The organism is Parapusillimonas sp. JC17, from assembly GCF_052180245.1.
In the GTDB taxonomy this organism is placed as follows: Bacteria; Pseudomonadota; Gammaproteobacteria; order Burkholderiales; family Burkholderiaceae_B; genus Parapusillimonas.
In genome coordinates, this window is sequence record NZ_CP197474.1 from 3,769,688 (window position 1) to 3,795,174 (window position 25,487).

A 25,487-nucleotide genomic window follows, 5' to 3' on the forward strand; every position below is an offset into this window, starting at 1 on the left:
ATTATGAAACTACGCAAAGCCCTCGTCGCTGGACTGGCTCTCAGCTGTCTGGCGTTAACCACAACGTTCGCCCACGCGGCATGGCCCGAGCGCCCGATCAAGATCGTAGTGCCATTTCCGCCTGGCAACTCTTCCGACGTTTCAATGCGCTTGTTGGCGGAACTGCTCTCGCCGCGTCTGGGCCAGCCCGTCGTGGTCGAAAACAAAGTCGGTGCCGGCGGCACCATCGGCACGGGCTTTGCAGCCAAACAGCCGCCCGATGGCTATACCTTGGCCATGGGCTCGACGGGTCCGCTGTCAATCGGGCCAACATTGCGCCCGGAGACGATGACCTATGATCCCCTGAACGATCTGGAACCCATAGCCGCGATTGCCTGGGCTCCGCAAGTGATGGTGGTCCGTCCCGATGAGCCCTTCGATACGGTGGCGGGTCTTATCAAACACACCAAAGAACAAGGGCAGGGTCTTCGTTATGGCTCTTCCGGAGTGGGAACGACGCCGCACCTGGTCATCTCCAAGTTTCTGCACGATGCGGGCATTTCGGGAATGCATATCCCATACAAAGGCGGGATGCAAAGCCTTACGGACCTGATCGGCGGACAGGTGGACTTCATGTCCGATAACGTCCCGGTGTTCGCCTCCGCCCTACAGGGCAAACGTGTCAAGCCCATCGGCGTCACATCCGCCGAGCGTATTCCGAGCCTGCCCGAAGTACCGACCCTTGCCGAACAAGGCATCAAGGACTTCAGCATGCAGGGCTGGATTCTTTTAGTGGCACCCGCCGGCGTGCCCGACGAAGCCAAGCACCGCCTTGAAAAAGAAGTTGCGGCAGTGATGCGGGAAAAGGAAATGCGCGAGCGCTTACTCGGCTTCGGCCTGGTGCCAATGAACATGCCGCAGGCGCAGATCCCCGCGTTCTTGAAAGACGAGGCACGCAAGTGGAAGGAAGTTGTCGAGCTTTCCGGGGCGAAGAAGAACTGACGATATATCAGCCTGGAAATCAAGCTCAACACCGCTACGTTCCGGATTGAATAGGGATATCATCTGCAAACATCAGATGGCCATACTGACGGAAAACATGCATGCTGAGCTTTATCACTGATCTGGTACTTCATCTCGACACACACTTGGCGACGCTGGCCGCAAACCACGCCGTACTCGTCTACCTAGTCATATTCTGCGTGATCTTCGTGGAAACCGGCGTGGTGGTGGCGCCTTTTCTTCCCGGCGACTCCCTGCTGTTCATCGCGGGCACCCTGGCCGCCCAGCAAATCCTTGATGCGGCGATTCTGGTCCCCATACTGCTCGTTGCTGCAATTGCCGGCGACACCTTGAATTACGCGGTGGGCAGCGTAATGCGCAGACGCACCATCGACACGAAGCGGCTACGCATATTGAAACCCGAGCATCTCGCCCGGACCACGCTTTTCTTTGAGCGGCACGGCAGCAAGACCATTGTGCTCGCCCGCTTCGTTCCCATCGTGCGGACGCTGGCGCCTTTCGTTGCGGCGCTCGGACGAATGGAGTACGGCACCTTCCTGAAGTACAACATCATCGGCGCTTTCATCTGGGTATTTTCGCTGGTGGGCGCGGGCTACATGCTCGGCAACCTGCCGCTCGTCAGTGAAAATCTCAATGCCGTCGTGCTGGGCATCGTGCTGCTGTCGCTGCTGCCGACGCTCATAGGCAAGTTCGGGCGAACGGCCGGGCCGGCCCGCAAAGAAAGATGATCCAATGATGCTACGCCCGCCCGATCGTCGATAGGACGGCCGTCAATTGCTTGATTGCCGCCTCCACGCGAGGCCGATCAAAGTCGCCCAGGCCCAGAATCAAACCCGGACGCCCCTTTCCGTCCGAAAACATAGGGGACACCGGCCGCACTGCAACGCCCGCCGCAAGCAAGGCCGCCACGATGGCGCGATCGTCAACACGCCGGGCCAGCCAGAGAACCACGTGCATGCCCTGGTCGCTGGGCTGAAGCCAAGCGAGATCGCGCGGAACAAGGCGGTCGATCATTTCGATCAATTGCTCCCGCCGCTCTGCGTAGACGCCCCGGATGCGGCGCACATGCCGATCCAGGTACCCTTCATTGATGAAGGCGGCAAGCACATGCTGGTCGAAACTGGGAGGATGGCGATCCATCAATACCCGCGCTCCGCAAAATGCGGCTTCCAGCCCTTCGGGGACCACCGCATAACCGAGCCGCAGCGAAGGGAACAGGATCTTGCTGAACGTCCCCAGATAGACGACGCGGCCAGCGTCCATACCCTGCAAGGATGGAAAGGGATGGCCGGCATAACGCAGTTCGCTGTCATAGTCGTCCTCCACGATCCATGCGTCATGCTTTCCCGCCCAATCCAGCAATGCATTGCGCCGCGCCATGCTCATCGGCATACCAAGCGGATATTGATGGGAAGGAGTGACGAATGCCGCACGGGCCTGCCCGGCGGCCGCAATGCCCGACTCGACCATGATGCCTTCGGCATCAACCGGCACTCGAATTACACGGGCTCCCCGGGCTACATGTTCCAGAATGGCCGTAATGCCGCGGTAGGCGGGATCCTCGACCCAGACCTCATCGCCGTCCTCGAACAGGATTTGGCAGCATAGATACAGCGCCTGCTGAATACCGCTGGTAATGATGATTTGGTCAGGGCTGCAACGCACCGATCGCGAACGGCGCACGTAATCCGCCACGGCTTCCCGCAGCACTCGTACACCTTGCGGCTCGCCATAGCCCGCCGGCGCGCCCTTCCCGCGTGCGCGGATCCGGTTTCCAAGCTTGCGCCACGCCTCGCCAGGCTGCGCGGATCCAACAGGGACGGATACGGCGAACGGCACATGCGGCAACGGGTTGAATTCCTGCGCGACTTTCGCAAGCGCAACCGCGCGAGCCGACAAAGACAGCGGCTGCGCAATGGCGGCGTGCCTTCCCCGGCCGCCCTCCCCTTGAGGCGGAGCAGCCAGCGAATTCGCGACCCGGGTTCCGACCCTCTGCTGCGTTTCCAGGACGCCCTCTGCCAGCAGCTGTTCGAACGCTTCGATGACCGTACCCCGCGCAATGTCCAGCGATTGCGCCAGAGCCCGCGAAGAGGGCAAGGAATCACCCGGCAGCAGGTCGCCCTTGCGCACGGCCTCGCGCAGTGCTTGGGCAAGCTGGCGGCCAAGCCGGCCGCCGGCCCTGTCCAGCATGCCAATCGACGGAATGTCCACTACCCTGGGCTTGCGTGCCATTCTGGTTTAAGTAAATTGCTCGATTCTGGCTCTACATGATAAGCCAGATAACAAGGATAATTGCACGAACCCATTTACCCGAGCCCATCGCCACGGAGCCTTTCCCATGTACGTGCCCCAACACTTCGATGAATCACGCACCGATGTGCTTCACGATCTGATCTCCAAACATCCCTTTGGAATGCTCGTCACGCATGGCAAAGCCGGCCTGGATGCCAACCACTTGCCGTTCGAGCTCGATCCCGCCGGTGGCAAGCACGGAATACTCCACTGCCACGTAGCCCGGAACAATCCGATATGGCAGGACCTTGGCAATGGCGATGAGGTATTGGCGGTGTTTCGCGCGGGCGATGCCTACGTTTCTCCGCAGTGGTACCCCAGCAAACATGAACTTCATAAGCAAGTCCCCACCTGGAACTACATCGTGGCGCATGCCCACGGCCGGGCAACGATTCGCGACGACGAACGCTACGTCCGCGGCGTCGTCGCGCGCCTGACCCGTGTGCACGAAGCGTCCCAGCCCACCCCCTGGAAAATGACGGACGCGCCGAAGGACTATATCGACACGATGCTCAAAGCCATTGTCGGCATCGAGATAGAAATCACCAGGTTGGTGGGCAAGGCCAAGCTCAGCCAGAACAAGGAAGTCCGCGACATCCAGGGCGCGGGCAACGCACTGCTCGCCAACGGCGAACGCTTGATCGGCGGGGCGATGATCGCCGCAGCCGCCGCAAAAACCGAATGAGCCGCCTGGATGGGGTCAGACCCCGTACGGGGTCTGACCCCGGGGATCACCGCGCATCAGAACTGGTAGCGTGCCGACAGCATCATACTGCGCGGCTTACCATAGACGTTGCTCGGAAAGCTCACATAGCCTGACAACGCGTTGTAGTATTTCTTGTCAAAGACGTTGTTGATATTGAGCTGCACATCCAGTTTCGGCGTCGCCTGCCAGCCCACCACCAAGTCGGCCAGGGTGTATGCGTTTTGGCTGATGCGGAACGGCACGCCGCTCGTGGTGCCCTCATTGTAAATGGAGCCCTGGCGGTAGACCGAGCCGCCGATGCGCCAGCCCTGAAGAGCGCCAGATAGCCGGTACATCGTCGACAGCTTGAACAGGTGTCGGGGCGTGTCGGTGTCGAACAGCTCGCCCACATTAGCGGGATTCGCATCCTTGCGATAGCGCGCGATGGCCACCGTGTAGCCCAGGCTCACCTGCCAGTTGGGGGTGATGGCGCCTTGCAACTCCAACTCCACGCCCTGGCTGCGCACCTCTCCCGCGGCCGAATAGCAGGTGACGGTCGGGTAGCCGGCGCATTGGGTCTGATCGGTGCTGCGGAAGGCACGGTTTATCTGGTCCATGCGAAACAGTGCCGCCGAGGCATTCAGCGCGCCATCGAAGTATTCGCCTTTGATACCGATTTCATAGTTTTGTCCGATCACCGGATCCAGCAGCGTGTTGCTGGCATCCATGTAGTTTTGAGGCTTGAAGATGTCGGTGTAGCTGGCGTAGACCGAGTGCTGCTCGTTCAGGTCGTAGACGATGCCGGCGTACTTCGTCACTTGGTTATTGATGCGGTAGCGGTTCTGCGCACTGACGGAGGGCGTATTGGCGGTAAAGGCCGGATACGTGTTGACGGTGTCGTTGTAGTCGAACCAGTCCAACCGTCCGCCCAATATCAGTTTCAGCCGATCGGCCAGATTCAGGCGTGTCGTGGCGTATACACTTTGCTGGGTGATGTTGGCGTTCATCCAGTCCCGCAGCGGGATGTTGGGATTGGCGACGGCGCTCGGGTTGAAATCGTAGAGATCGAGGTCATCGTACAGAACCACGCCTTGACGGCTGTCGCCGTCGAAATCGATGTTACGGTAGCTGGCGCCCAGTACCAGTTCATGCGTGCGGCCCAGCAATTCGAAAGGGCCGTTGGCATACAGGTCCACGCTGCTCTGCCTTTCCTTATGGGCGTTGCGAGCGCCTAATTGGCGGTATTTGTCGGTGGTGACGTTGTAATTGATGTAATGGCCCAGCATGTCGACCTCGGCCTGCGCGTAATAGGCCGAGAGTTGGGTACGCCAGCCATTATCGAATCGATGGTCGAGCCCCAGGAATGCCGAAGTGGTGTTCTTGTTCCAGTGCTCCCAGTCATTGGCATACGAGGTGGACCGAGGCAGATCCAGATCACTGCCGTCACGGGCCACGGGCAAACCGGTGAAGCCATTGCCATGCAGCCTGCTCTCTTGATGCAGCGCACTGAGCGTGAGCGTTGTGGAGGCAGCCAGGTCCTTTTCCAGGATCCCGTAGAACGTCTGGCCACTGCTGTCTTCGCCGCGCTTGTAGCTTCCGTAGTCCTGAGCGGCGATCACGGCGCGGCCGCGCAGGCTGCCGTCCTCGGATAGCGGACCGGAGGCGTCCAACTCGGCTCTATAGTGGTCCCAACTGCCGGCGCTCACGTCGGCGGACACCTGCGGCACATCGGTCGGCCGCTTGCGCACCAGGTTGATGGCGGCCGACGGGTTCCCAGCGCCCTGCGCCAGTCCGGTGGCGCCACGCACGATCTCCACGCGGTCATAGATCGCCATATCGGTGGACAACAGGTCCTGCGACAGGTTGGAGCTATCCAGACTCACGGGCAGACCGTCGAACATGATGTTGTCCACATACATGCCGCGCGCATAAAAGGAAGCGCGCTCCGGCCCGAAACGCCGGTAGGTCAGACCCGGGGCGGCCTGTACCACGTCGTTGATCGTCTGCAGGTTCTGATCCTTGATGAGCTCGCTGGTAATGACCGTGACCGACTGCGGCGTCTCGCGCATGGACAGGTTGAGCCGGGTGGCCGTGCCCATGCTGCTGGTGGTGTACGAGTCCGTGCCCTCGGTAGTGCCGCCGGCCACCGCCGTGCCGGTTACCGTGACCATGGGCAGCATGGCGGCGTCGGACGCGGGTGCACGCGTCTCGTCGACTCGCAGCACGAACGCGCCATTGTCCAGTGGCACGGCCCGCAGGCCGCTACCGGCGAGCAAAAGGCTCAGCGCGCCGGCGGCGGGATGGCGGCCATTCACACCGGCCGTGCGCTTGCCCTCGGTTTGCTCGGCGGTAAAGGTCAACATGATGTTGGCCGTGCTGGCCAACTGACGCAAAGCTGGTGCCAGCGGCCCGGCGGCAATCCTGAAGTCGGCCACGGCGGTCCCTGCAGCAGCAGGCATGGTGCCTTGCGCAAGCGCGGCGGCCGGGGCGCCGGCCGCGAGGGCGACGGTCAGCGTCAGGGCGGCAAGCGCAGTAGACGATGGATATGGGCGCTCCGAATCGTGGGCGCAGTGCAGGTTCGGCATGTTCTTCCTCTGGATTGGACCTCCGAAAATTTCGGTCCCTCATAGGTAGGTGCCGCGAACACGCCAATCGGGCAGTCAATCCGAAAAAATTTTTTGCCAGGCCTCAATCGGCCGGTACGATCGTCACCCAGAAACGGGTGCGCCATTGCACGCGTACCGGCAGCACGCTGGGCAGCGTAGCCAGGATCCGGTCGGTGTCGGCCAATGGAAAGACACCCGAGAAGCGCAGACTCGCGATTTGCGGATCTACGCGCAGCACGCCCGTCCGATAGCGATTCAGTTCGGCGGCGAACTCGTCCAGCCTCTGCTCGTCAGCCACCAACTGACCCCGCGCCCATGCATCCGCCGGCTCATTGATCGAGCGCGGCGCCTCGACGGCATCGCGGCTGAACCGGGTCTGCTGTCCGGCGTGCAGCACATGCGCACTGCCGGACCCGGCTCGCGGAGAGATTTCCACTGCGTTTTCCAGAACCGCCACACGGGTCCGTCCCGCGTACTGTCGTACAGTGAATCGCGTGCCCAATGAACGGATGCTGCCTTCGGCCGTCGCCACCCGCAGTGGCCGAGGATCGGCCTGCCCCGGCTCATGGCGAGTGGCGATCATGATCTCGCCCGCTACCAGCAAGATACGGCGCTGGTTCGCATCGAAGCGCACATTGACTGCGCTATCCGTATTGAGCGTCAGCCGGGTACCGTCCTCCAGGGTGAAGTCGTGTTGCTGACCGGTGTTGCTGCGGTAGTCGGCCGTGCGTACCTGCCAGGTGTCCGTGCGCGAAGCGAGCAACCCGGCGCTGGTGGCGACTCCTCCCCACACGAGCATACGCATGACCCGTCGGCGGGCGGCGGAAGACGGCTGATCGTTCGTGCCGTAGGACGACAAGGCCGCGTATGCCGGCGCACGCTCCAATGATTTCATGCGGCCCATGACGGATTCGACGTGTTGCCAAGCGGCCTCGTGATCGGCATGTGCCTGGCGCCATTGGCGCCACTGATGTTGCTGCTCATCGCCAGCCTCTCCGGACATCAGCAGCGTGAGCCAGTCCGCCGCGGCATCCGCAGCAGCCCGGCTGATGACCCGACCGTTGGGCAATGTCAGCGTGTTTCTGCGAGAGGCCATGAGTTCAGGCCGCCACCGCGAACATGCATTCGCGGTTGGCCCTGGTCAGATATTGCTTTACTGAACTGGTCGAAGTCCCCAAGCGCTCGGCAATTTCGGCATAGCTCATTTCGACCAAGTGCGCCAACAGAAAGGCTTCTCGGACCTTGGGAGGCAGACTATCGAGCACGCGGTCGATCTGCTGCAGGCTTTCCACGGCCATCAGCTGTGCTTCCGGCGAGGGAGCCACTTCTTCCGGCAGGCAGGCGAGGGCCTCGAGATAAGCGGTTTCGATCAACTGCCGGCGGTGGCGGTGCGCGAGGAGCCGCCGGGCAACCGTCGCCAGAAACGGACGCGGCTCCCGGATCTCCGCAGACGCGGTCTTGCGGTCCAGCAGACTTAGAAAAGTGTCCTGCGCCAGGTCGGCTGCCGCGAAAGTGTCGCCGACGCGCCTGCGCAGCCAACCCTCAAGCCACTTGCCGTGCTCGACATACAGTCCTGCCAAATCATCGGTAATAGGTGGATCCTGGGCTGGCATGAGGACAGAATACGGAAACTAGAAGCCAAATGAGAATTGGTCGCATTACACATAATGAAACTGAATGATTTGGGCGGCATGGCATCAAAATCATAGAGCCGCACCCGCCGCTTGCGGCACCCGCTGGGCGGAACTATGATCAAAACACTGGCACCGACACGCTCGGCAACAACTCTTGAACGGGCAGGCCAGCGGCCTGCCTCGCTGCCGGTGCGATCAAAGGAGAACACTATGGCAAAAAAGATTCTGATGATTTGCGGCGACTATTGCGAGGACTATGAAACCATGGTTCCGTTCCAGACCTTGCTGGCCGTCGGGCACCACGTGGATGCAGTCTGCCCCGGAAAGAAAGCGGGGGAAACAATCGCAACGGCGATTCACGATTTCGAGGGCGACCAGACCTACTCGGAAAAGCGCGGCCATAACTTTACGCTGAACGCCACGTTCGACGACATCAAGGCGGAAAATTACGACGCGCTGGTGATCCCTGGCGGGCGCGGCCCCGAATACCTGCGCCTGAACGACAAAGTCATTGAAATGGTGCGCCACTTTTTCAGCGCAAACAAACCCGTGGCGGCGGTGTGCCACGGCGCCCAACTGCTGGCGGCCGCTGGCGTACTGAAGGACCGGCATTGTTCTGCCTATCCGGCCTGCGCGCCAGACGTCAAACTGGCGGGCGGCCGCTATGCGGATATCGGAATTGACGAAGCCGTTACGGACGGCAACCTGGTGAGCGCCCCGGCATGGCCGGCGCACCCGGCGTGGATGTCCCAGTTTCTGAAAGTACTGGGCACGCGGATTACGCTATAGTTCATTCCCGGAGCGGGCCGCCTTGAGGCAGTCATTTCGGCCGATAGTAACTGTTGATCAAGTATCGCCGATGACTGAAGCAGCATCGCCAATGTTCAGCACAATGCCCGAAAGCCGGCCGTGATGCGCGAGTTCGCGCAGAAGCACGATATCCGAGACGCTATTTTTGTTGTTTTCCCGTCCATGCACTACTTCATAATGGACATTCGTGAAGACTTGCTCCACCTGCTCTAGCGAGCAATATTCATGATCGGCAAAATAGCTACGCAAACCGCCGTTTCTGTCGAGAACCTGTAGCTGAAGCCCTTCGAACAACTTGCTGAATGGCATCAGCCAATCCTCGGCATGCTCGATTGCGGTTTCGATGTCGATCTCTCGCAGCTGCGGGCCCGCTCCGGCAAGCAGCGACGCCGCACCGCCAGGCAAGCGCGTCAGCAACTTTTCGTCGAGCCAGAGTTCGTAGGCTTCCTGCTCAATGATCAGGCACTGTTGGCTCATTGCGGTCACTCCAGACATGTATCCTAATCTTAAAGGTACGGAAGTTCGGTCCCGCAAGTCGGGCGGATCATCGGCGGCATGTACGCCGACAGTCGCTATTTTCCGGAATCGACACACGCCAAGTTGTGGGAGCTGAAATGAATCGACAATGGGCCACCCCGGGGCCTGATGGCCGCTTACAACGCCAAGAGCGGCGAGTCGCTGTTCGTTATGCAATGCCTGGATCAGCGTCCAACCATGCTACCGCACCTCCTATCGCAGTTCTCGGAATAAGGGAGTGGCAATGCGACGCATGCGGTTGTGGCTTAAGAATCCCTGTCCTTACCGCGCAAGCGGCAGCCATAGGCTGATGCCGGGGAGGACGTCAACTATTTGGCTTTTGCGGCCTAGGACGGATCGTCTAGCTCATCTGTTGAGATTCCTGAGATTCCAGGAATCGACTTCAACACGTGACGGCCCCGGTATGAAGGGGTAGGAGATGCTGGACGCCGCCGAGCTTACAAGCGCGAAGACACAGGGTCAGCGTCGCCACTCGGCGGACAGAAGGATGCTGGTGGCGAACTGCGCCCAGAAATCAACCCGAGTGCGCGCGCTTGCCGGGATTTTTCTTGTGGTGGGTATGTGCACCACGCTCCTTGCTCACACGTTGGCCGCGGCCTTGTGTGGTAAAGGTCACGCCCTTGGGAGCGGCGGGAGGGGGAGTGCGCTTGCGGTCGGCTTCAGTAACGATTTTGTTGCCCATGGAATTCTCTCGAGTTTGGTTAATCTAGTTTGGTTAAGCTTGCTATTGTTCCACATTCGCTCGGTTTATTCGTGGCGGCAGGAAACAGGCAGAAGATATACCCGGCAATGCCTTAACACGACGGTAGTTCTTCAATTCTCAAAGAGGAGATACGAAGCGCAACTGGAGCGGGTGAAGGGAATCGAACCCTCGTATGCAGCTTGGGAAGCTGCCGTTCTACCATTGAACTACACCCGCATACGTGACCGGCTTGCGCCCGTCGTGAAGGGCTTGCATTATAGCGCCGCCCACGGCTTCCTGGGTAAAACCATGCGCTTTTTGTCCGCAACCCATGAAATAAACTCCGGCAATCACTACAATTCAGCCTATGAATACAAGCACCGAAACTCCCGAATCGAAATTCGGCCATATACGCAGCTTCGTACATCGGCGCTCGCACATTACGCCGGGGCAGAAAACCGCCCTGGACCGCCTGATGCCGCAGTGGGCCATTCCCTACCGCCCCGCCGTCCTGGATCTGGACAAGGCGTTCGGGCGCAACGCGCCCACCATCCTGGAAATCGGTTTCGGCATGGGCGAGACCACCCAGAAGATCGCTGAAAGCCGCCCTGGCGACAACTTCCTGGGCGTAGAAGTCTTCAACGCCGGCGTCGGGGCCTTGCTCAAGCGCATCGACGAATCCGGCGTCGGCAACATACGCATCATTCAGCACGATGCCGTGGAAGTCGCGCGCGACATGGTCGCGCCCGACACGCTGGCCGGCGTCCACATCTACTTTCCCGATCCCTGGCCTAAAAAGCGGCATCATAAGCGCCGCCTGATCCAGCCCGCTTTCATCGCGCTGCTGGCCAGCCGCATCCGGCCAGGCGGCTACATCCACTGCGCGACCGACTGGGAAAACTATGCCGAGCAGATGCTGGAAGTGCTTGGCGGGGAACCCCTGCTGGAAAATACCTGCGACAGCTACGCGCCCCGCCCGGACTTCCGCCCACAGACCAAGTTCGAAACCCGCGGTCTGCGCCTCGGCCATGGCGTGTGGGACCTCATTTTCAAGCGCAAATAAGCGGCAAGCCGCCGGACGCTCCACCACAACATTTACCCAGGAGGGAAGGCTCTCGTGTACCCGGAAATACAGCCCTACGCCCACGGCTTCCTGAATACGGAAGACGGCCACAGCGTTTATTGGGAGCTTTGCGGCAACCCCCGGGGCAAGCCCGCCATATTCCTGCACGGCGGCCCCGGCAGCGGCTGTTCGCCGGTACACCGCCGGCTGTTCGATCCCCAGCGCTACAAGATCTTGCTGTTCGATCAGCGCGGCTGCGGCCGTTCGGCGCCGCACGCCAGCCTGGACAACAACACCACCTGGCATCTGGTGGCGGACATGGAACGGCTGCGCAGCGAAATTCTCGAGGCGCAGCGCATGCTGGTCTTCGGCGGCTCCTGGGGTTCGACGCTGGCGTTGGCCTATGCGCAGGCGCATCCAGAACGCGTTAGCGAGCTGATCGTACGCGGCATCTTCACCGTTCGCAGGCAGGAGCTACAATGGTTCTATCAGGAAGGGGCGTCCTGGCTGTTCCCCGACCATTGGGCACGCTATGTGGCGCCTATCCCGCCGGCCGAGCGGCACGACCTGATCGGGGCCTACCATAAGCGGCTCACGGGCACCGACCGCCGCAGCCAGATGGAAGCCGCGCACGCCTGGACGCAATGGGAAAGCAATACCATCACCCTGTTGCCCAACCTCATGCATCAGCAAGCCCATGCCGCCGACGAGGCCGCCCTGGCCTTCGCCCGCATCGAGAACCATTACTTCGTGAATCGGGGCTTTCTGGAAGAAGGGCAGCTGCTGAAGGAAGCGCACCGCCTGCGGGACATCCCCGGCGTCATCGTCCAGGGCCGTTACGACGCATGCACGCCGGCCCGCACCGCCTGGGACTTGCATCAGGCATGGCCACAGGCAGAGTTCCATCTGGTGGAGGACGCGGGCCATGCTTTCGACGAACCCGGCATTTTGCCGCGCCTGATCGCCGCAACCGACAAATTCAGCCAACAACCTTGATAATGCAGGATTTCAGACCATGAACGTCACCCTCAATGGCAAACCATTGCAGCTTGACCAGATCAACACCGTCGCGGGTCTTGTGCAGCACCTGGGTTACCAGGACAAGCGCATCGCGGTGGAGCGCAACGGCGATATCGTCCCCAAAAGCCAGCATGCCTCCACGCCGATTGCCGACAACGACGAGATCGAGATCGTCGTGGCGGTGGGCGGGGGCTGAATAAGCCTCATGAACAATTGTTGACGATTCGAACGCCCTCGATACCGTCTTTTTGTTGATAATCGCTCAAAGGCGGTGTGATGCGGGCATGGCCGGCATCGCCGCTACGCATGAATCAACATGAACAAGGACGAAACACCATGGGCGTACTCAGTTTTTTGAAAGATGTGGGCGAGAAGCTTTTCGGGGCAAGCGAGGCCAAGGCGGCCACTGCCGACGAACTCCGCAAGGAACTCGAAAAGCATAATCTTTCAGCCGAAGGCTTGGACATCACCGTTGACAACGACAAGGTAACCGTCACCGGGCAGGCCAAGTCGACCGAAGAAGCGGAAAAGATCTCGCTGGCGCTGGGCAATACGGTGGGCGTCGCGGCTGTCGACAACCAGTTGTCGGTCGAACAGGCGGCTCCGGAAGCCACCATGTACACCGTCGTCAAGGGCGATACGCTCTGGAAGATTGCGGAAACCCATTACGGCAAGGGCCAGGGCGCCAAGTACAACCAGATCTTCGAAGCCAACAAGCCCATGTTGTCGCATCCCGATAAAATCTATCCGGGCCAGGTCTTGCGCATTCCGCCGCAGGCCTGATCGCGGCAAAACCATGAAAAAGCGCCCGCAATGGGCGCTTTTTCATTCGGGAACCAGAAGCGCGTCAGCGCCGGCCAAAGCCGGGGAAACCGCCCTTGCCCATCCCTTTCAGGCCGCCCATGGCGCGCATCATCTTGGCCATGCCGCCCTTCTTCATCTGCTTCATCATGCCCTGCATTTGGTCGAACTGGGACAGCAGGCGATTGACTTCCTGCACCGGCACGCCCGCGCCGGCCGCGATGCGCCGCTTGCGCGAGGCCTTCAGGAGTTCGGGCTTGGCGCGCTCGGCAGGCGTCATGGAATTGAGTATGCCTTCGCTGCGGCGCAGCTGTTTCTCGGCCTGGCCGCCTTGCAGCTGATTGGCGGCCTGCGCAAACTGGGCGGGCAGTTTTTCCAGCAGCGACCCCATGTCGCCCATCTTCTTGACCTGCAGAAGCTGCTCGCGGAAATCATTGAGGTCGAAACGATCGCCCGATTTGATCTTGGCCGCCAGCTTTTCGGCCTCGGCCACATCGATGTTGCGCTGCGCCTGCTCGACCAGCGACACGATGTCGCCCATGCCCAGCACGCGCTGGGCCATGCGCTCGGGGTGGAAGGGCTCGAGCCCGTCGAGCTTTTCCGACAGGCCCACGAACTTGAGCGGCTTGCCGGTGACATGGCGCACCGACAGCGCGGCGCCCCCGCGTGCATCGCCATCGAGCTTGGTCAGTACCACGCCGGTCAGCGGTAGGGCGTCCGCGAAAGCGCGCGCCACGTTGACCGCGTCCTGGCCTTGCATGGCATCGACGACGAACAGCGTTTCGATGGGCTTGAGCAGGTCGTGCAAGGCCCGGATCTCGCGCATCATGGCCTCGTCGATGCCAAGCCGGCCGGCCGTATCGACGATGAGGACGTCGTAGTGATGGCGCCTGGCGTGATCGAGTGCGGCCTGTGCGATGTGTTCCGGCTTTTGCGTGGCGTCGGACGGCAAGAAATCCACGTTTACCTGCGCAGCGACGGTTTTCAACTGCTCGATGGCGGCGGGACGATAGACGTCGGCGCTGACCACCAGGACTTTCTTCTTGCCCGTCTTGCGGCCATTCTGGATATGGCTGCCTTCGGACAGCCACTTGGCCAGCTTGCCAGTGGTCGTGGTCTTGCCCGCGCCCTGCAGGCCGGCCATTAGGATAACGGCAGGCGGCTGCGTGGCAAGCGACAGTTCGCTGGCGGCGTCGCCCAGGTCGCCACCCATGAGCGCGGTAAGCTCTTTATGGACGATACCCACCAGGGCTTGGCCTGGATTCAGGCTGCCGACGACGTCCTGGCCAAGAGCGCTTTCCTTTACCCGCGCGACGAAGTCGCGCACCACGGGAAGCGCCACGTCGGCCTCGAGCAAGGCCATGCGGACCTCGCGCAGCATATCTTGCGTATTGGCTTCCGTAAGCCGCGCCTCGCCGCGCATGGTCTTGACGACGCGCGAGAGCCGTTGGGTCAGATTGTCGAGCATAACTGTGGTTTCGCTTAAACTTGCTAAATGATCTTTCGGTATCCAGACTAAAATAGTCTGCCAACCAGAACGTTAAGGGACTATGTCTTCAGGCATTGTATTTCACTTGCTGGCCGCCGCGGCGTACGCCATTTTGGCGGGGTCGCTATGGAAGCCATTATGGTCGAACCGGGCCAACCACGAAGGCGGGGCCGTGTCGGCCGGAAAGGTCCGGCGCGTCTGCCTGGCGGGCGCCATCGCCCTGCACGGCGCGGGCCTGGCACAAACGATATTGCCGGGCAGCCATGGCATCTACCTGGGCTGGGCGCTGGCCCTGTCCGCCGCCATCTGGCTGGGCATGGTCGTGTTCTGGCTGGAAAGCTTCGTCATGCGCATCGACGGCCTGCTGCTCATTTTACTGCCGGCGTCCGCGGTCGCGACATTGCTTGCGGGCCTTTTTCCCGGCGGGCACCAGGTCGCCCAGGCCGGCGAATGGTTGCGCCTGCACCTGCTTATCGCCCTCACCGCCTACGGCCTCATCACCGTTGCGGCGCTGCAGGCCATCCTCATGGCCGCGCTCGACCGCCAGCTCCACCGGCCGGTGGAGCCCGAAGCCAGCCGCAGCATCATGGGGCGCGCCCTGGACTCCATGCCGCCGCTGCTGGTGCAGGAAGTCCTGCTGTTCAGGCTGATCTGGTTCGGCTTCGCCATTCTCACGCTCACCGTCATCACCGGCGCCATCGTATCCATACGGCTTACCACCAACCTGGTTCCCATGGACCACAAGACCCTGTTCACGCTGCTGTCCTGGTTCACCTTCGGCGGCCTGCTGCTGGGCCGCTACACACGCGGGTGGCGCGGCCGCATCGCACTGCGCTGGACCCTGGTCGGGTTCGCCTTCTTATTGCTGTCGTACAGCGGCAGCCGTTTTGTCATCGACGTGATTCTGCAGCGGGGCTGAAGTGGGAAAAGTATTATTCTGGATCGTTCTCATCCTCGCCGCCTTGATGGTCGCCCGCGTATTGGCCCGCCATAACGAAAGAAGCCGGGTGGATGGAAACCGCTCCGACACGCCGCGTCCCAACGCCAAACCCGAATCCATGGTCCGCTGCGAACACTGCGGCATACACCTGCCCCGCTCCGAGGCCACGCTGATCGAGGGCCGGACCTGGTGCAGCCAGGAACACGCCCGCCTGGGCTCCAAGCAGTGAGCACATTGTCGCTGGACCGGCACGGCTGGCTGCGGCCGTCGGCCGACGTCGTCCTGGCGCCTTCGCCCAATCATGATGAACGCCCGCCGGGCCAGGACGCAACCCTGCTCGTCATGCACAACATCAGCCTTCCTCCCGGCCAGTTTGGCGGCACGGAAGTCATCGATCTCTTTCTGAACCGGCTGGACTACGATGCGCACCCCTGGCTTCCCAGGCTGCGTGGATTGAAGGTTTCCGCGCACTTCCTTGTGCGGCGGGACGGCCGGATCGTGCAGTTCGTCGCCACGCATCTGCGAGCTTGGCATGCCGGCGTGTCGCGCTTCGAGGGACGCGAACGCTGCAATGATTTTTCGATCGGCATCGAAATGGAAGGCACGGACACCCAGCCCTACACCAATGAACAATACGCCAGCGCCAAGCGATTGGTGGCCGCTTTGCGTGCCCGGCATCCGCTGAAGGCTGTGCGAGGCCATGAACATATCGCCCCCGGCCGCAAGACGGACCCTGGACCGGCCTTCGACTGGAGCCGCTACGGCCGGGAAGGCGGCTGGCTGCGCAGGCAGCTGCCGCCAGCCTGACCGCCGAGCGCATATCCATCATTCCAGAAAGCGATGAAGGGCCATGCTTATTTATCGCTTTTTAGAAATGATCGGGCTTCATAGAATTAGCAGCACACATTCAAACAATGGACGGATACAACCCCATGTCGATCACACAAAATGAAATCAACGAGCTCGTCGAAGCCTATGCGAGCTCGTCGACCGCCATCATCAGCGACAACCTGGCGCGCGAACCGGGCGCCGTCGGCATACGGCCCTTTCATCGCTGCACCTCGGCCGTGGCCGGACGCGCCCTGACCGTGCGGACCCGCGCCGGCGACAACGCCACCGTGCACAAGGCGCTGGACCTGATCCAGCCGGGCGACTTCATCATCGTGGACGGCGGCGGCGACGAAAGCCGCGCAGTGATCGGCGAAATCATGGCAGCCATCGCCAAATCCCGCGGCGCGGTGGGCTTCGTCATCGACGGCGCCATCCGCGACGTAGACGTCATTGCCACAGACACCTTCCCCGTGTTCGCCAAGACAGCCATCCACCGCGGCCCCTACAAGAACGGCCCCGGTGAAATCAACGTATCCGTGTCCGTAGGCGGCATGGTCGTGAACCCCGGCGACATCGTCGTGGGCGACGGCGACGGCATCGTGGCCTTCCCCGTGGAAGGCGCCAAAGAACTGCTCGTGGCCGTGCGCGCCCAGGAAAAGAAAGAAGCCGAGATGCTGGCTTCCATCGCGAACGGCACGTACACCAACGCCTACGCAAAGTAAGCGGATGGGGCGAGGGGTCAGACCCCGTACGGGGTCTGACCCCAACTCGTGCGGCCCAGGGTCTGACCCCAATTCAAGCGATACAGGGTCTGACCCCATGCGGGGTCTGACCCTTCATCCATCAGCGTCGAACCCTATCGGGCCCGACCTTTTTCTCACCCCATCAACAACTTGTTCATGCGCTTCACGAACGCAGCCGGGTCCGCCAGGCCGCCGCCTTCGGCCAGCATGGCCTGATCCAGCAGCACCTGGGCCCACTCATTGAACGCATCGTCCGACGCTGCCTGCACCTTGCCGATCAGGCCGTGTTCCGGATTGATTTCCAGAATAGGCTTGACCTCGGGCGCGCTCTGGCCGGCGGCCTGCAGCATGCGCAGAAGATGCGGGCTGAGCTCGTGCTCGTCGACCACCACGCAAGCAGGGGAATCCACCAGGCGGCCCGTGACGCGCACATCCTTCACCTTGCCTTCCAGCGCCGTCTTCAGACGCTCGACCAATGGCTTGAAGGTTTCGGCGACTTCGGCCTGGTGTTTCTTTTCTTCCTCGTCCGCCAGCGAATCGAGATCCAACCCGCCCTTGGCGATCGAAGCCAGAGGCTTGCCTTCGAACTCGCGCAGGTAGGACAGCATCCATTCGTCCACCCGATCGGACAGCAGCAGCACTTCCAGGCCCTTCTTGCGGAAGATTTCCAGGTGCGGGCTGTTGCTGGCCGCCGAATAGGTTTCGGCGCTGACGTAGTAGATCTTGTCCTGACCTTCCTTCATGCGCGATACGTAGTCGGCCAGCGACACGGTCTGCGCCGGGCTGTCGTTGTGCGTGGACGCAAAGCGCAGCAGCTTGGCGATGCGCTCGCGGTTGGACGGATCTTCGCCCGTGCCTTCCTTCAGCACCTGGCCGAACTGCTCCCAGAACACCGTGTAGTCTTCCGTCTTGTTCTCGGCCAGGTCTTCCAGCAGCGACAGCACGCGCTTGGATGAACCCTCGCGGATCACGCGCACGTCGCGGCTTTCCTGGAGGATCTCGCGCGATACGTTGAGCGGCAGGTCGGCCGAGTCGATCACGCCCCGCACGAAACGCAGGTAGGCCGGCAACAGTTGTTCGGCGTCGTCCATGATGAAGACGCGCTTCACGTACAGCTTCACGCCGCGCCGGCCTTCGCGGTCCCAGAGATCCAGGGGCGCGCGCTTCGGAACGTACAGCAGCTGCGTATATTCGCTGCGGCCCTCTACCCGATTGTGCGTCCAGGCCAGCGGACCGTCGAAGTCGTGGGCGACGTGCTTGTAGAATTCTTGATACTGCTCATCGGTAATGTCCGACTTGGAACGCGTCCACAAGGCGCTGGCCTGGTTGATGGTCTCCCATTCGGCCTTCTTGACCTGCTCCGACTTTTCGCTGTCCCATTCTTCCTTGAGCATCTGGATGGGCAGGGAAATATGATCGGAGTAACGGCGCAGCACTTCGCGCAGCTTCCAGCCGCCGGCGAATTCCGCTTCGTCGTCGCGCAGGTACAGCGTGATCGACGTTCCCCGGTCGGCCTTCTCGACCGGCGTGACCGAGAATTGGCCCTGCCCGTCGGATTCCCACATGATGGCTTCGGTTTCGGGCGCGCCGGCGCGGCGGCTCAGCACCGATACCTTTCCGGCCACGATGAAGGACGAATAAAAACCCACCCCGAATTGCCCAATGAGCTGGGCGTCCTTTTGCTTGTCGCCCGTGAGCTGGGAAAAGAATTCCTTGGTGCCGGAACGCGCGATCGTTCCCAGGTTCGCGATCGCTTCGTCGCGGGTCATGCCGATGCCGTTGTCGGACACCGTAATGGTCTTCTTGTCCGTGTCGTATTCGACGCGTATGCGCAGTTCGCCGTCGCCTTCATACAGATCGGGATTGTCGATGGCCTCGAACCGAAGCTTGTCGCAGGCATCCGAAGCATTGGAGACCAGTTCGCGCAGGAAGATTTCCTTGTTGCTGTACAGCGAGTGGATCATCAAATGAAGCAATTGCTTCACTTCCGCCTGAAAGCCCAAGGTTTCTGACTGTGGAGGTGTTTCTGTTTGAGTCATGGTCGCAACCTGATGAAGAGGAATGTTCAAAAAAAGACGGACGTCTATCGCGCGCCGACCGTTTCCACAAGGGATCCTTTTCACAATGGGGACTCGCTCTCCGTTTTTCAAGGGCGAGCAGGCTGAAATATATACATACGGTTACAACAAACTTGAAATAGAACGTGTACGGTTGATGCCACGACTGACAGTACATGAAATAAGTCCGTCTTGTTCACTGGTTCATTGCCCGTAGCAAGGAGTTCCATCATGCAGGCGCATACGCTTTTCAATATCCTGAAAATAGTGAGCCGTGTGGTTCTGGTACTGATGGTCGTGGCCATCGGGTACGCCTGTACCATCGGGGTCGCATACTGGTCCGGCATCGGCGTCTGACCGCGGAGACTACGATGAATAAACGTCAAACCCGCGTATTCGCCATCGCGTCGACCGCCATTGCATCGCTGATCTTCCTGGTGCTTACGGTAGACAGCCATCGCCAGTTTCCCAAGCTGACCAACTCTGACCAGATCACGGACGCCGTCGTGCGCGGCCAGGATGCCTGGCACCGCAACAACTGCATCAACTGTCATACCATACTGGGCGAAGGCGCCTACTATGCGCCCGACCTCACCAAGATCACCCAGCACCGCGGCGCGCCCTACCTGACCGCCTTTCTTAAAGACCCGTCGCAGTTCTACGACGAGCAAACCCATCGACGGCTCATGCCCAACCAGAATCTCAGCGACCAGGAAATCGAAGACCTGATCGCCTTCATGGATTGGGTAAGCAAGGTAGACAACCAAGGTTGGCCGCCCCGCCCCATCCTGGTAACAGGCGGCTCCATCCCGGGCACCGACCTTAGCCTTGCGCAGCAACAGGCCGGCGGCGATGCTGCCACGGGACAGCCCCCCGCCGCGCGGCCCGTTACCTCGGCCAACGACCCCATCGCCCTGGGCGAAGCCCTGTTCCGGTCGGCCGTGCCGACCTGTGCCGCCTGTCACTCCACCGCGCCGGGCGTCAACCTGGCGGGGCCCACCCTGGCCAACATTGCCGCCACCGCGGAAAAAACCATGGCATCGCCCGACTACAAAGGCAAGGCCAAGACGGTCGAAGAGTTCATACACGAGTCCATCGTGGAGCCCAGCGCCTATCTGCACCCTGGGCCCATGTATTCCGCCAATGGGGTGTCCTTCATGCCCACCACCTATGGCAAGGACTTGACGCCGGAACAGATCGATCAATTGGTTGCGTACCTGGCCTCCTTCAAATAACGAAGGCCATACACCAGCACCGCCTCAAGCAAAACAGGAGTCGCCATGCGTTACCGCTCTCAATCCGTCGCATACTGGTATTTCGCGCTAGCCCTGATTCTCTTCGGGCTGCAACTCGTCTTCGGGCTGCTGTCGGCCGCCAAGTACCTGGGGCCCGACCCGCTGCTGAACATCATGCCCTTCGACGTCACCAAGACCATCCACACCAACCTGCTGATCGTATGGGTGCTGACGGGCTTCATGGGCGCCACCTACTGGATCATCGCCGACGAATCCCGTTCCGAGCTGCATAGCGTCAAGCTTGCCTACATACAGCTCATCCTCTGGGCCATCATGGGCGTCACCGCCATCATCGGCTATTTCTTCCGCTACGGCACGGGCAACAAGCTGCTGGAACAACCGCTGCCCCACAAGCTGGTCATCGTCGTGTGCATGCTGATCTTTTTATACAACATCGGCATGACCATCAAGAAGTCCGGCCGCTTCACCACCACCGAAGGCGTGCTGCTGCTGGGCTTGGGCAGCTCGGCCGTGCTGTACCTGCCGGCGCTGCTGCACTACGAGAACTACATCGTCTCCATCTACTACCGCTGGTGGACCATCCACCTTTGGGTAGAAGGCGTATGGGAAATGATCCAGGGCTCCTTCCTGGCCTACCTGCTCATCCGCTTGTCGGGCGCCGACCGCGAAGTGCTTGAAAAATGGCTGTACGTCATCGTGGGCCTCGTCTTCATTGCGGGCATACTGGGCACCGCCCACCACTATTACTGGGTCGGCGTGCCTTCGTATTGGCTGCCCCTGGGCGGATTCTTCAGCGCGCTGGAACCCGTCGCCCTGGTCGGCATGGCCATGTACGCCTACTTTGCCATGCGGCGCACCGGCGTTCGCCACCCCAACGGGCTGGCCCTGCACTGGACCATAGGCAGCGCCGTGTTCACCCTGTTTGGCGCCGGCCTGCTGGGCCTGGCGCACACCTTCCCCGACATCAACAAATGGACGCACGGCACCCTGATCACCGCCATGCACGGGCATGCCGCCTTCTATGGCGCCTACGCCATGATCGTCATGGCCGTCATCAGCTATGCGCAGCCCAGCCTCACCGTGGGCCGCAGCGACCAAGGCACGCCCATCGGCTACTGGGCCTTCTGGCTGCAGATCGCCGGCATGTTCGGCATGACGCTGTCCTTCGCCACCGCGGGCATCGGTCAGGTCTATCTGGAACGCGTGCTGGGCATCGGCTACCTGGACGTGCAACTGAAAATACAAGTGCACTTCCTGATGCTGGTCGCCACCGCCTCGCTGTTTGCCGTGGGCGTCGGCTTGTTCATCTATGACTTCTTCCGGCATGCGCCGCGACTGGAGCCCATACAAGAATTGGACGCTACCGACCACCACCACGCTGGCGGCCTGGCCAGCGGCCGGAGCGCCTGACGTGGCCGAGCAGTCCAACGCCGTGGCCAGGCTGGATAGGCGAGAGGGCAGCCAGGAACCGCCCTATTACCTGCCTGCAGCCGACGAGGTGGCACTGTTCGAACAGTGCCACCACAACAAATTGGCGGTCATGCTGAAGGGGCCCACCGGCTGCGGCAAAACGCGCTTTGTGGAGCACATGGCCTGGCGCCTGCAACGCCCGCTGATCACCATTTCCTGCCACGACGACCTCAGCGCCAGCGACCTCATCGGCCGCTTCCTGATCCGGCACGACAGCACCGTCTGGCAAGACGGCCCGCTGACCACCGCCGTGCGCAACGGCGCCATCTGCTACCTGGACGAGGTCGTCGAAGCCCGGCAGGACACCATCGTCGTCCTGCACCCCCTTACCGACTACCGCCGCCAGCTGCCCATAGACAAGACCGGCGAAGTCATCGACGCCGCGCCCGGCTTCCAACTGGTGGTGTCCTATAACCCGGGCTACCAGCGCATGCTGAAAGACCTGAAGCCCAGCACACGGCAGCGTTTTGTTGCCCTGGACTTCGACTTTCCGCCCGCCGACCGTGAAGCCCAGATCATCACCCAGGAAAGCGGCGTGCCGGCCGACACCGCCCATGCCTTGGTCGCCCTGGCCCACAAGCTGCGCGCCTTGCAGGACCGCGGCTTGGCCGAAGTGCCCAGCACCCGCCTGCTGGTCGCCACCGCCCACCTCATTGCCCGCGGCATCCCCATCAAGCGCGCCTGCCAAGTCGCCCTGGTGTCGCCCCTGTCGGACGACGCATCCCTGCTGGCCGCCATGAACGACCTGGTCGACCTGACCTTTCCGTGACCCCCGGGCAACAACATGGCTGAAGCGGAAGACGTCATCACCGATGCGGCCCGTCACGCCACCATCTATGCCCGCGACCTGTGGCAGCGCCATCGCGGCAAACCCGACACCCCTCGCCCACTGGGCCTTGCCGACGTCGCCCACCGCCTGAACCTGTTGATTGGCGCCGTCTTCAATACTCACTACCCACTGAGGATTGCCCAGGCGCCGGCCATCCCCAGCCTGCTGCTCAAGATATTCCGGCGGCAAGACGTGACCCCTGGCCGCAGCGCCCTGCCCGCCACCGACGGCAGGTCCATCTGGCTGCCCGCCGACCTGCAGACCACCGACCATGGCATCGCTATAGAGCGCTACCGCTGCCTGGCCCTGCAACAAGCCATGCGCGCCCAACGCGGCAGCCCAGCGCTGGCCGGCCGGGATCCCGACCCGCGCGTACGCGCCCTGTACCTGATCCTGGAAGCCCAGGCCTGCGACCGGGAACTGGCCCGACACTTGCCCGGCATGGCAGCATCGCTGAACCGACTGCGGCACTGGGCGATGCAAGCGCGGCCCGACATACGTCAGCTTCCCGAGTCATGCCGCCCGTTGGAACAATGGTTGCAGAGCCTGTTGATCCAACCTGTGGGTGTAGCGAATACCACCTCCCAGGACTTGCCCAACTGCATCGCCCCACAGGAATCACTGAGTCTCGCCCGGCAGCTAGTCAAAGACCTGGACGACCGCCAGCCTGGCAAAGCGCCCCACACTCACGCCCTGATCAAGGACTTCTGGACCGGCGACCTGATCGCAGCAGACGGCGCGACCGCATCCCCGGCAGACTCGCCAGGCCACGATCAGAACCAGGAGTCCGACCAGACGCCCCGCAGCGCCCGCATGCCGCGTCGTCCCAAACAACGCCAAGCCAAAGAAGACGAAGACGACGACAAGCCCGGCGTCTGGATGGTGCAGACCAACGCACCACTGGAGAAAGCCGAAGACCCCATGGGCATGCAGCGCCCCGCCGACCGCGACGAAGACACACCCGCCGACGAGTTCGCCGATGCCTTGTCCGAACTGCCCGAAGCGAGACTGGTATCCACCCCCGGCAAGCCCAAGGAAGTCCTGATCTCGGACGACCCGCCCGACCAGCGCAGCAAAGTGGCGCAGACCAACACACAAACCGCCCGCCAATTGCTCACCTACCCCGAATGGGACTATCGCCAGAACGGCTACCGCCACCCCGGCGCCCTGGTCCACCTGATGGCGGCCGACCCCGGCCCCCAAGCCTGGATAGACGCCACACTGACCAGCTACCGCAGTATGCTGGACACCATACGCAAACGCTTCGAGATCCTGCGCGCCGAACGCCAATGGCTGCGCCGCCAGATGGACGGCGAAGACATAGATCTGGACGCCTGCATAGACGGTGCCGCCGAAGCCCGCGCCGGCCTGCCCATGCCCCAGGCCCTGTACCGCCAGCAACGTCCCCAGACCCGCAACATGGCCATTACCCTGCTGGTGGACATCAGCGGATCCACCGATTCCTGGCTGGCCACCAGCAAACGCATCATCGACGTAGAGCGCGAAGCCCTGCTGCTGGTGGCCATCGCCCTGGAAAGCATGGGCGAACCCTACAGCATCCTGGCTTTCTCCGGCCAAGGCGCACCCAACGTCAGCATCTACCCCATCAAATCCTTTACCGAAGCCTACGACAACGACATCGCTCGCCGCATCGCCGGCCTGGAACCCCAGTACTACACCCGCGCCGGCGGCGCATTGCGCCACGCCACTGCGGAGCTGATGAAACAACAGGCGCAGCACAGGCTGTTGCTCCTGCTGTCGGACGGCAAGCCGAATGACGAGGACCACTACGAAGGCAGGTACGGCGTGGAAGACATGCGCAGCGCTGTGTACGAAGCCAAGGCGCAAGGGATCTTCCCCTTCTGCCTGACGATAGACCGGCAGGCGGCGTCGTATCTGCCCAGGGTATTTGGGGAAAGGCAGTATGCCTTGTTGAGCCGGCCTGAGGCGTTGCCGGTGGTGTTGCTGGATTGGATGAAGCGGTTGGTGTCGCGGTAGGGGTGGGTGTTAGCTGAACTGAAGGGCCGGAGCAGGAATGCAAAATTTTTAGAGTCTGCGTATAATTACGCCTTCTTGCCACGCCCCGAGTTCTTCGGGGCGACTACTTGAAGTGCCCGGGTGGTGAAATTGGTAGACGCAGGGGACTCAAAAATAGGCACTTCTACCTATATACAGCCCTCTGAAAACGTCGTCAAAGCCGCGCCAGGCAAGGGTTTTGAAGGTTTTAGGGTTCTTAGACAGAAGGCCGTTTTTTCGGTCTAGGAGCCATATAGGAGCCAACAGCCATCATGGTGGCTCCAGACAGGTAGTACGAGGTAGTAGTTGTTGTACACTGCTTCACGATTTTGCCCGGGTGGTGAAATTGGTAGACGCAGGGGACTCAGACCAAATTTGAGCCCTCCGAGGGAAACCTCAGAGGTGAAGCCCGTCAAACTCGGTGAAGGCCCTGGACGCAAGTCCGAGCTAATGCCGAGCCAAGCCTTGGAGCCGAAAGGTTCCTCGGAAGGTGTAGAGAGCAGACGGCGGGCACCTAAGGCTGAAAAGCTATGGTGAAGGCGTGCTCCAGACCACGAACGTCATGCGCAAGCATGGCGGCGGCGAAAGCCGAAGTGGGAAGAAAATCCCCCGCCGCAAGGCGTGCCGGTTCGATTCCGGCCCCGGGCACCAACGGCTTGTTCCAGACACGTTCAAGTTGCACCAAATTCTCAAGGAAATCATGCGGTTAGGTTAGAAACCTAAC

General features: G+C 61.4%; 26 protein-coding genes and 1 tRNA gene. 17 read left to right on the top strand and 10 right to left on the bottom strand.

All coding sequences use genetic code 11. The annotated features are described in order from the left end of the window. Window positions 1-3 precede the first annotated feature (3 nt). Both ACSBPU_RS18235 and ACSBPU_RS18240 read left to right on the top strand, forming a co-directional pair. The gene (locus tag ACSBPU_RS18235; protein ID WP_442593227.1) at window positions 4-981 is read left to right on the top strand and encodes a Bug family tripartite tricarboxylate transporter substrate binding protein; all 978 of its coding nucleotides are present in this window, start codon (window positions 4-6) and stop codon (window positions 979-981) included. A gap of 101 nt (window positions 982-1,082) precedes the next feature. Continuing rightward, window positions 1,083-1,730: a VTT domain-containing protein gene (locus ACSBPU_RS18240; RefSeq protein WP_442593228.1), complete on the top strand. Its 648-nt coding sequence runs from the start codon at window positions 1,083-1,085 to the stop codon at window positions 1,728-1,730. Window positions 1,731-1,740: 10 nt separating this feature from the next. Here ACSBPU_RS18240 and pdxR read toward each other — a convergent pair whose 3' ends face one another. After that, entirely contained in the window at window positions 1,741-3,234 is a 1,494-nt protein-coding gene (pdxR, locus tag ACSBPU_RS18245; protein WP_442593229.1) for a MocR-like pyridoxine biosynthesis transcription factor PdxR, read from the bottom strand. 106 nt (window positions 3,235-3,340) lie between these two features. Between pdxR and ACSBPU_RS18250 the strand changes: the two genes are divergently transcribed. After that, on the top strand, window positions 3,341-3,979 hold the full coding sequence (locus tag ACSBPU_RS18250; protein WP_442593230.1) for an FMN-binding negative transcriptional regulator: 639 nt from the start codon (window positions 3,341-3,343) through the stop codon (window positions 3,977-3,979). A 56-nt stretch (window positions 3,980-4,035) separates the two neighbouring features. On the opposite strand, the gene ACSBPU_RS18255 is transcribed toward ACSBPU_RS18250, so the two are convergent. The 3 genes from ACSBPU_RS18255 to ACSBPU_RS18265 all read right to left on the bottom strand — a co-directional run bounded on the left by ACSBPU_RS18255 (window position 4,036) and on the right by ACSBPU_RS18265 (window position 8,198). Continuing rightward, window positions 4,036-6,564 (bottom strand): TonB-dependent siderophore receptor, encoded by a 2,529-nt coding sequence (locus ACSBPU_RS18255; protein ID WP_442593231.1) that lies wholly within the window; start codon window positions 6,562-6,564, stop codon window positions 4,036-4,038. A gap of 103 nt (window positions 6,565-6,667) precedes the next feature. Beyond that, complete coding sequence (locus tag ACSBPU_RS18260) at window positions 6,668-7,681, bottom strand: FecR domain-containing protein (protein ID WP_442593232.1); 1,014 nt, start codon at window positions 7,679-7,681, stop codon at window positions 6,668-6,670. A 4-nt stretch (window positions 7,682-7,685) separates the two neighbouring features. Next, complete coding sequence (locus tag ACSBPU_RS18265) at window positions 7,686-8,198, bottom strand: sigma-70 family RNA polymerase sigma factor (RefSeq protein ID WP_442593233.1); 513 nt, start codon at window positions 8,196-8,198, stop codon at window positions 7,686-7,688. Between the two features lie 231 nt (window positions 8,199-8,429). Between ACSBPU_RS18265 and ACSBPU_RS18270 the strand changes: the two genes are divergently transcribed. After that, window positions 8,430-9,008: a DJ-1/PfpI family protein gene (locus ACSBPU_RS18270; RefSeq protein ID WP_442593234.1), complete on the top strand. Its 579-nt coding sequence runs from the start codon at window positions 8,430-8,432 to the stop codon at window positions 9,006-9,008. 57 nt (window positions 9,009-9,065) lie between these two features. On the opposite strand, the gene ACSBPU_RS18275 is transcribed toward ACSBPU_RS18270, so the two are convergent. The 3 genes from ACSBPU_RS18275 to ACSBPU_RS18285 form a co-directional block, all read right to left on the bottom strand. Further along, window positions 9,066-9,506 (bottom strand): hypothetical protein, encoded by a 441-nt coding sequence (locus tag ACSBPU_RS18275; RefSeq protein ID WP_442593235.1) that lies wholly within the window; start codon window positions 9,504-9,506, stop codon window positions 9,066-9,068. Window positions 9,507-10,080: 574 nt separating this feature from the next. After that, window positions 10,081-10,248: a hypothetical protein gene (locus ACSBPU_RS18280; protein ID WP_442593236.1), complete on the bottom strand. Its 168-nt coding sequence runs from the start codon at window positions 10,246-10,248 to the stop codon at window positions 10,081-10,083. 163 nt (window positions 10,249-10,411) lie between these two features. Then, window positions 10,412-10,485 (bottom strand) — tRNA-Gly (locus ACSBPU_RS18285). Window positions 10,486-10,615: 130 nt separating this feature from the next. On the opposite strand from ACSBPU_RS18285, the gene trmB reads away from it, so the two are divergent. The 4 genes from trmB to lysM all read left to right on the top strand — a co-directional run bounded on the left by trmB (window position 10,616) and on the right by lysM (window position 13,114). Then, window positions 10,616-11,311, top strand: a complete 696-nt coding sequence (gene trmB, locus ACSBPU_RS18290) for a tRNA (guanosine(46)-N7)-methyltransferase TrmB (protein WP_442593237.1) — start codon at window positions 10,616-10,618, stop codon at window positions 11,309-11,311. Between the two features lie 54 nt (window positions 11,312-11,365). Beyond that, entirely contained in the window at window positions 11,366-12,307 is a 942-nt protein-coding gene (gene pip / locus ACSBPU_RS18295) for a prolyl aminopeptidase (RefSeq protein ID WP_442593238.1), read from the top strand. 19 nt (window positions 12,308-12,326) lie between these two features. Then, entirely contained in the window at window positions 12,327-12,527 is a 201-nt protein-coding gene (thiS, locus tag ACSBPU_RS18300; RefSeq protein WP_442593239.1) for a sulfur carrier protein ThiS, read from the top strand. Between the two features lie 140 nt (window positions 12,528-12,667). After that, a complete protein-coding gene (gene lysM, locus ACSBPU_RS18305) occupies window positions 12,668-13,114 on the top strand; it encodes a peptidoglycan-binding protein LysM (protein ID WP_442598413.1) in 447 nt (148 codons plus the stop codon). 64 nt (window positions 13,115-13,178) lie between these two features. Here the strand turns inward: lysM and ffh are convergent, their stop codons facing one another. Then, complete coding sequence (ffh, locus tag ACSBPU_RS18310) at window positions 13,179-14,600, bottom strand: signal recognition particle protein (RefSeq protein WP_442593240.1); 1,422 nt, start codon at window positions 14,598-14,600, stop codon at window positions 13,179-13,181. Between the two features lie 82 nt (window positions 14,601-14,682). Here ffh and ACSBPU_RS18315 point away from each other — a divergent pair, with 82 nt between their 5' ends. The 4 genes from ACSBPU_RS18315 (at window position 14,683) to ACSBPU_RS18330 (ending at window position 17,114) form a co-directional block, all read left to right on the top strand. Next, window positions 14,683-15,540, top strand: a complete 858-nt coding sequence (locus ACSBPU_RS18315; protein WP_442593241.1) for a cytochrome C assembly family protein — start codon at window positions 14,683-14,685, stop codon at window positions 15,538-15,540. 1 nt (window position 15,541) lies between these two features. Further along, window positions 15,542-15,790, top strand: coding sequence for a PP0621 family protein (locus tag ACSBPU_RS18320; protein WP_442593242.1), 249 nt, complete (start codon window positions 15,542-15,544; stop codon window positions 15,788-15,790). Next, window positions 15,787-16,368 carry a 1,6-anhydro-N-acetylmuramyl-L-alanine amidase AmpD gene (ampD, locus tag ACSBPU_RS18325; RefSeq protein WP_442593243.1) on the top strand — a complete coding sequence of 194 codons (582 nt, stop codon included), beginning with the start codon at window positions 15,787-15,789 and terminating at the stop codon, window positions 16,366-16,368. The genes ACSBPU_RS18320 and ampD overlap by 4 nt, the downstream gene beginning before the upstream one ends. A 125-nt stretch (window positions 16,369-16,493) precedes the next feature. Beyond that, the gene (locus ACSBPU_RS18330) at window positions 16,494-17,114 is read left to right on the top strand and encodes an RraA family protein (RefSeq protein ID WP_442593244.1); all 621 of its coding nucleotides are present in this window, start codon (window positions 16,494-16,496) and stop codon (window positions 17,112-17,114) included. 155 nt (window positions 17,115-17,269) lie between these two features. On the opposite strand, the gene htpG is transcribed toward ACSBPU_RS18330, so the two are convergent. Further along, window positions 17,270-19,174 carry a molecular chaperone HtpG gene (gene htpG / locus ACSBPU_RS18335; RefSeq protein WP_442593245.1) on the bottom strand — a complete coding sequence of 635 codons (1,905 nt, stop codon included), beginning with the start codon at window positions 19,172-19,174 and terminating at the stop codon, window positions 17,270-17,272. Between the two features lie 249 nt (window positions 19,175-19,423). Between htpG and ACSBPU_RS18340 the strand changes: the two genes are divergently transcribed. Genes ACSBPU_RS18340 through ACSBPU_RS18360 form a run of 5 tightly spaced genes read left to right on the top strand, consistent with a single transcriptional unit; the run spans window position 19,424 to window position 24,745 of the window. After that, window positions 19,424-19,549, top strand: coding sequence for a hypothetical protein (locus ACSBPU_RS18340; protein WP_281389378.1), 126 nt, complete (start codon window positions 19,424-19,426; stop codon window positions 19,547-19,549). Between the two features lie 14 nt (window positions 19,550-19,563). Beyond that, on the top strand, window positions 19,564-20,427 hold the full coding sequence (locus tag ACSBPU_RS18345) for a c-type cytochrome (RefSeq protein ID WP_442593246.1): 864 nt from the start codon (window positions 19,564-19,566) through the stop codon (window positions 20,425-20,427). A 45-nt stretch (window positions 20,428-20,472) separates the two neighbouring features. Beyond that, entirely contained in the window at window positions 20,473-21,858 is a 1,386-nt protein-coding gene (locus ACSBPU_RS18350) for a cbb3-type cytochrome c oxidase subunit I (protein WP_442593247.1), read from the top strand. Further along, complete coding sequence (locus ACSBPU_RS18355; protein WP_442593248.1) at window positions 21,758-22,687, top strand: CbbQ/NirQ/NorQ/GpvN family protein; 930 nt, start codon at window positions 21,758-21,760, stop codon at window positions 22,685-22,687. Before ACSBPU_RS18350 ends, ACSBPU_RS18355 begins: the two co-directional genes overlap by 101 nt. A gap of 15 nt (window positions 22,688-22,702) precedes the next feature. Beyond that, a complete protein-coding gene (locus ACSBPU_RS18360) occupies window positions 22,703-24,745 on the top strand; it encodes a nitric oxide reductase activation protein NorD (RefSeq protein WP_442593249.1) in 2,043 nt (680 codons plus the stop codon). Window positions 24,746-25,277: 532 nt separating this feature from the next. On the opposite strand, the gene ACSBPU_RS18365 is transcribed toward ACSBPU_RS18360, so the two are convergent. Further along, complete coding sequence (locus ACSBPU_RS18365; protein ID WP_442593250.1) at window positions 25,278-25,445, bottom strand: hypothetical protein; 168 nt, start codon at window positions 25,443-25,445, stop codon at window positions 25,278-25,280. Window positions 25,446-25,487 lie beyond the last annotated feature (42 nt).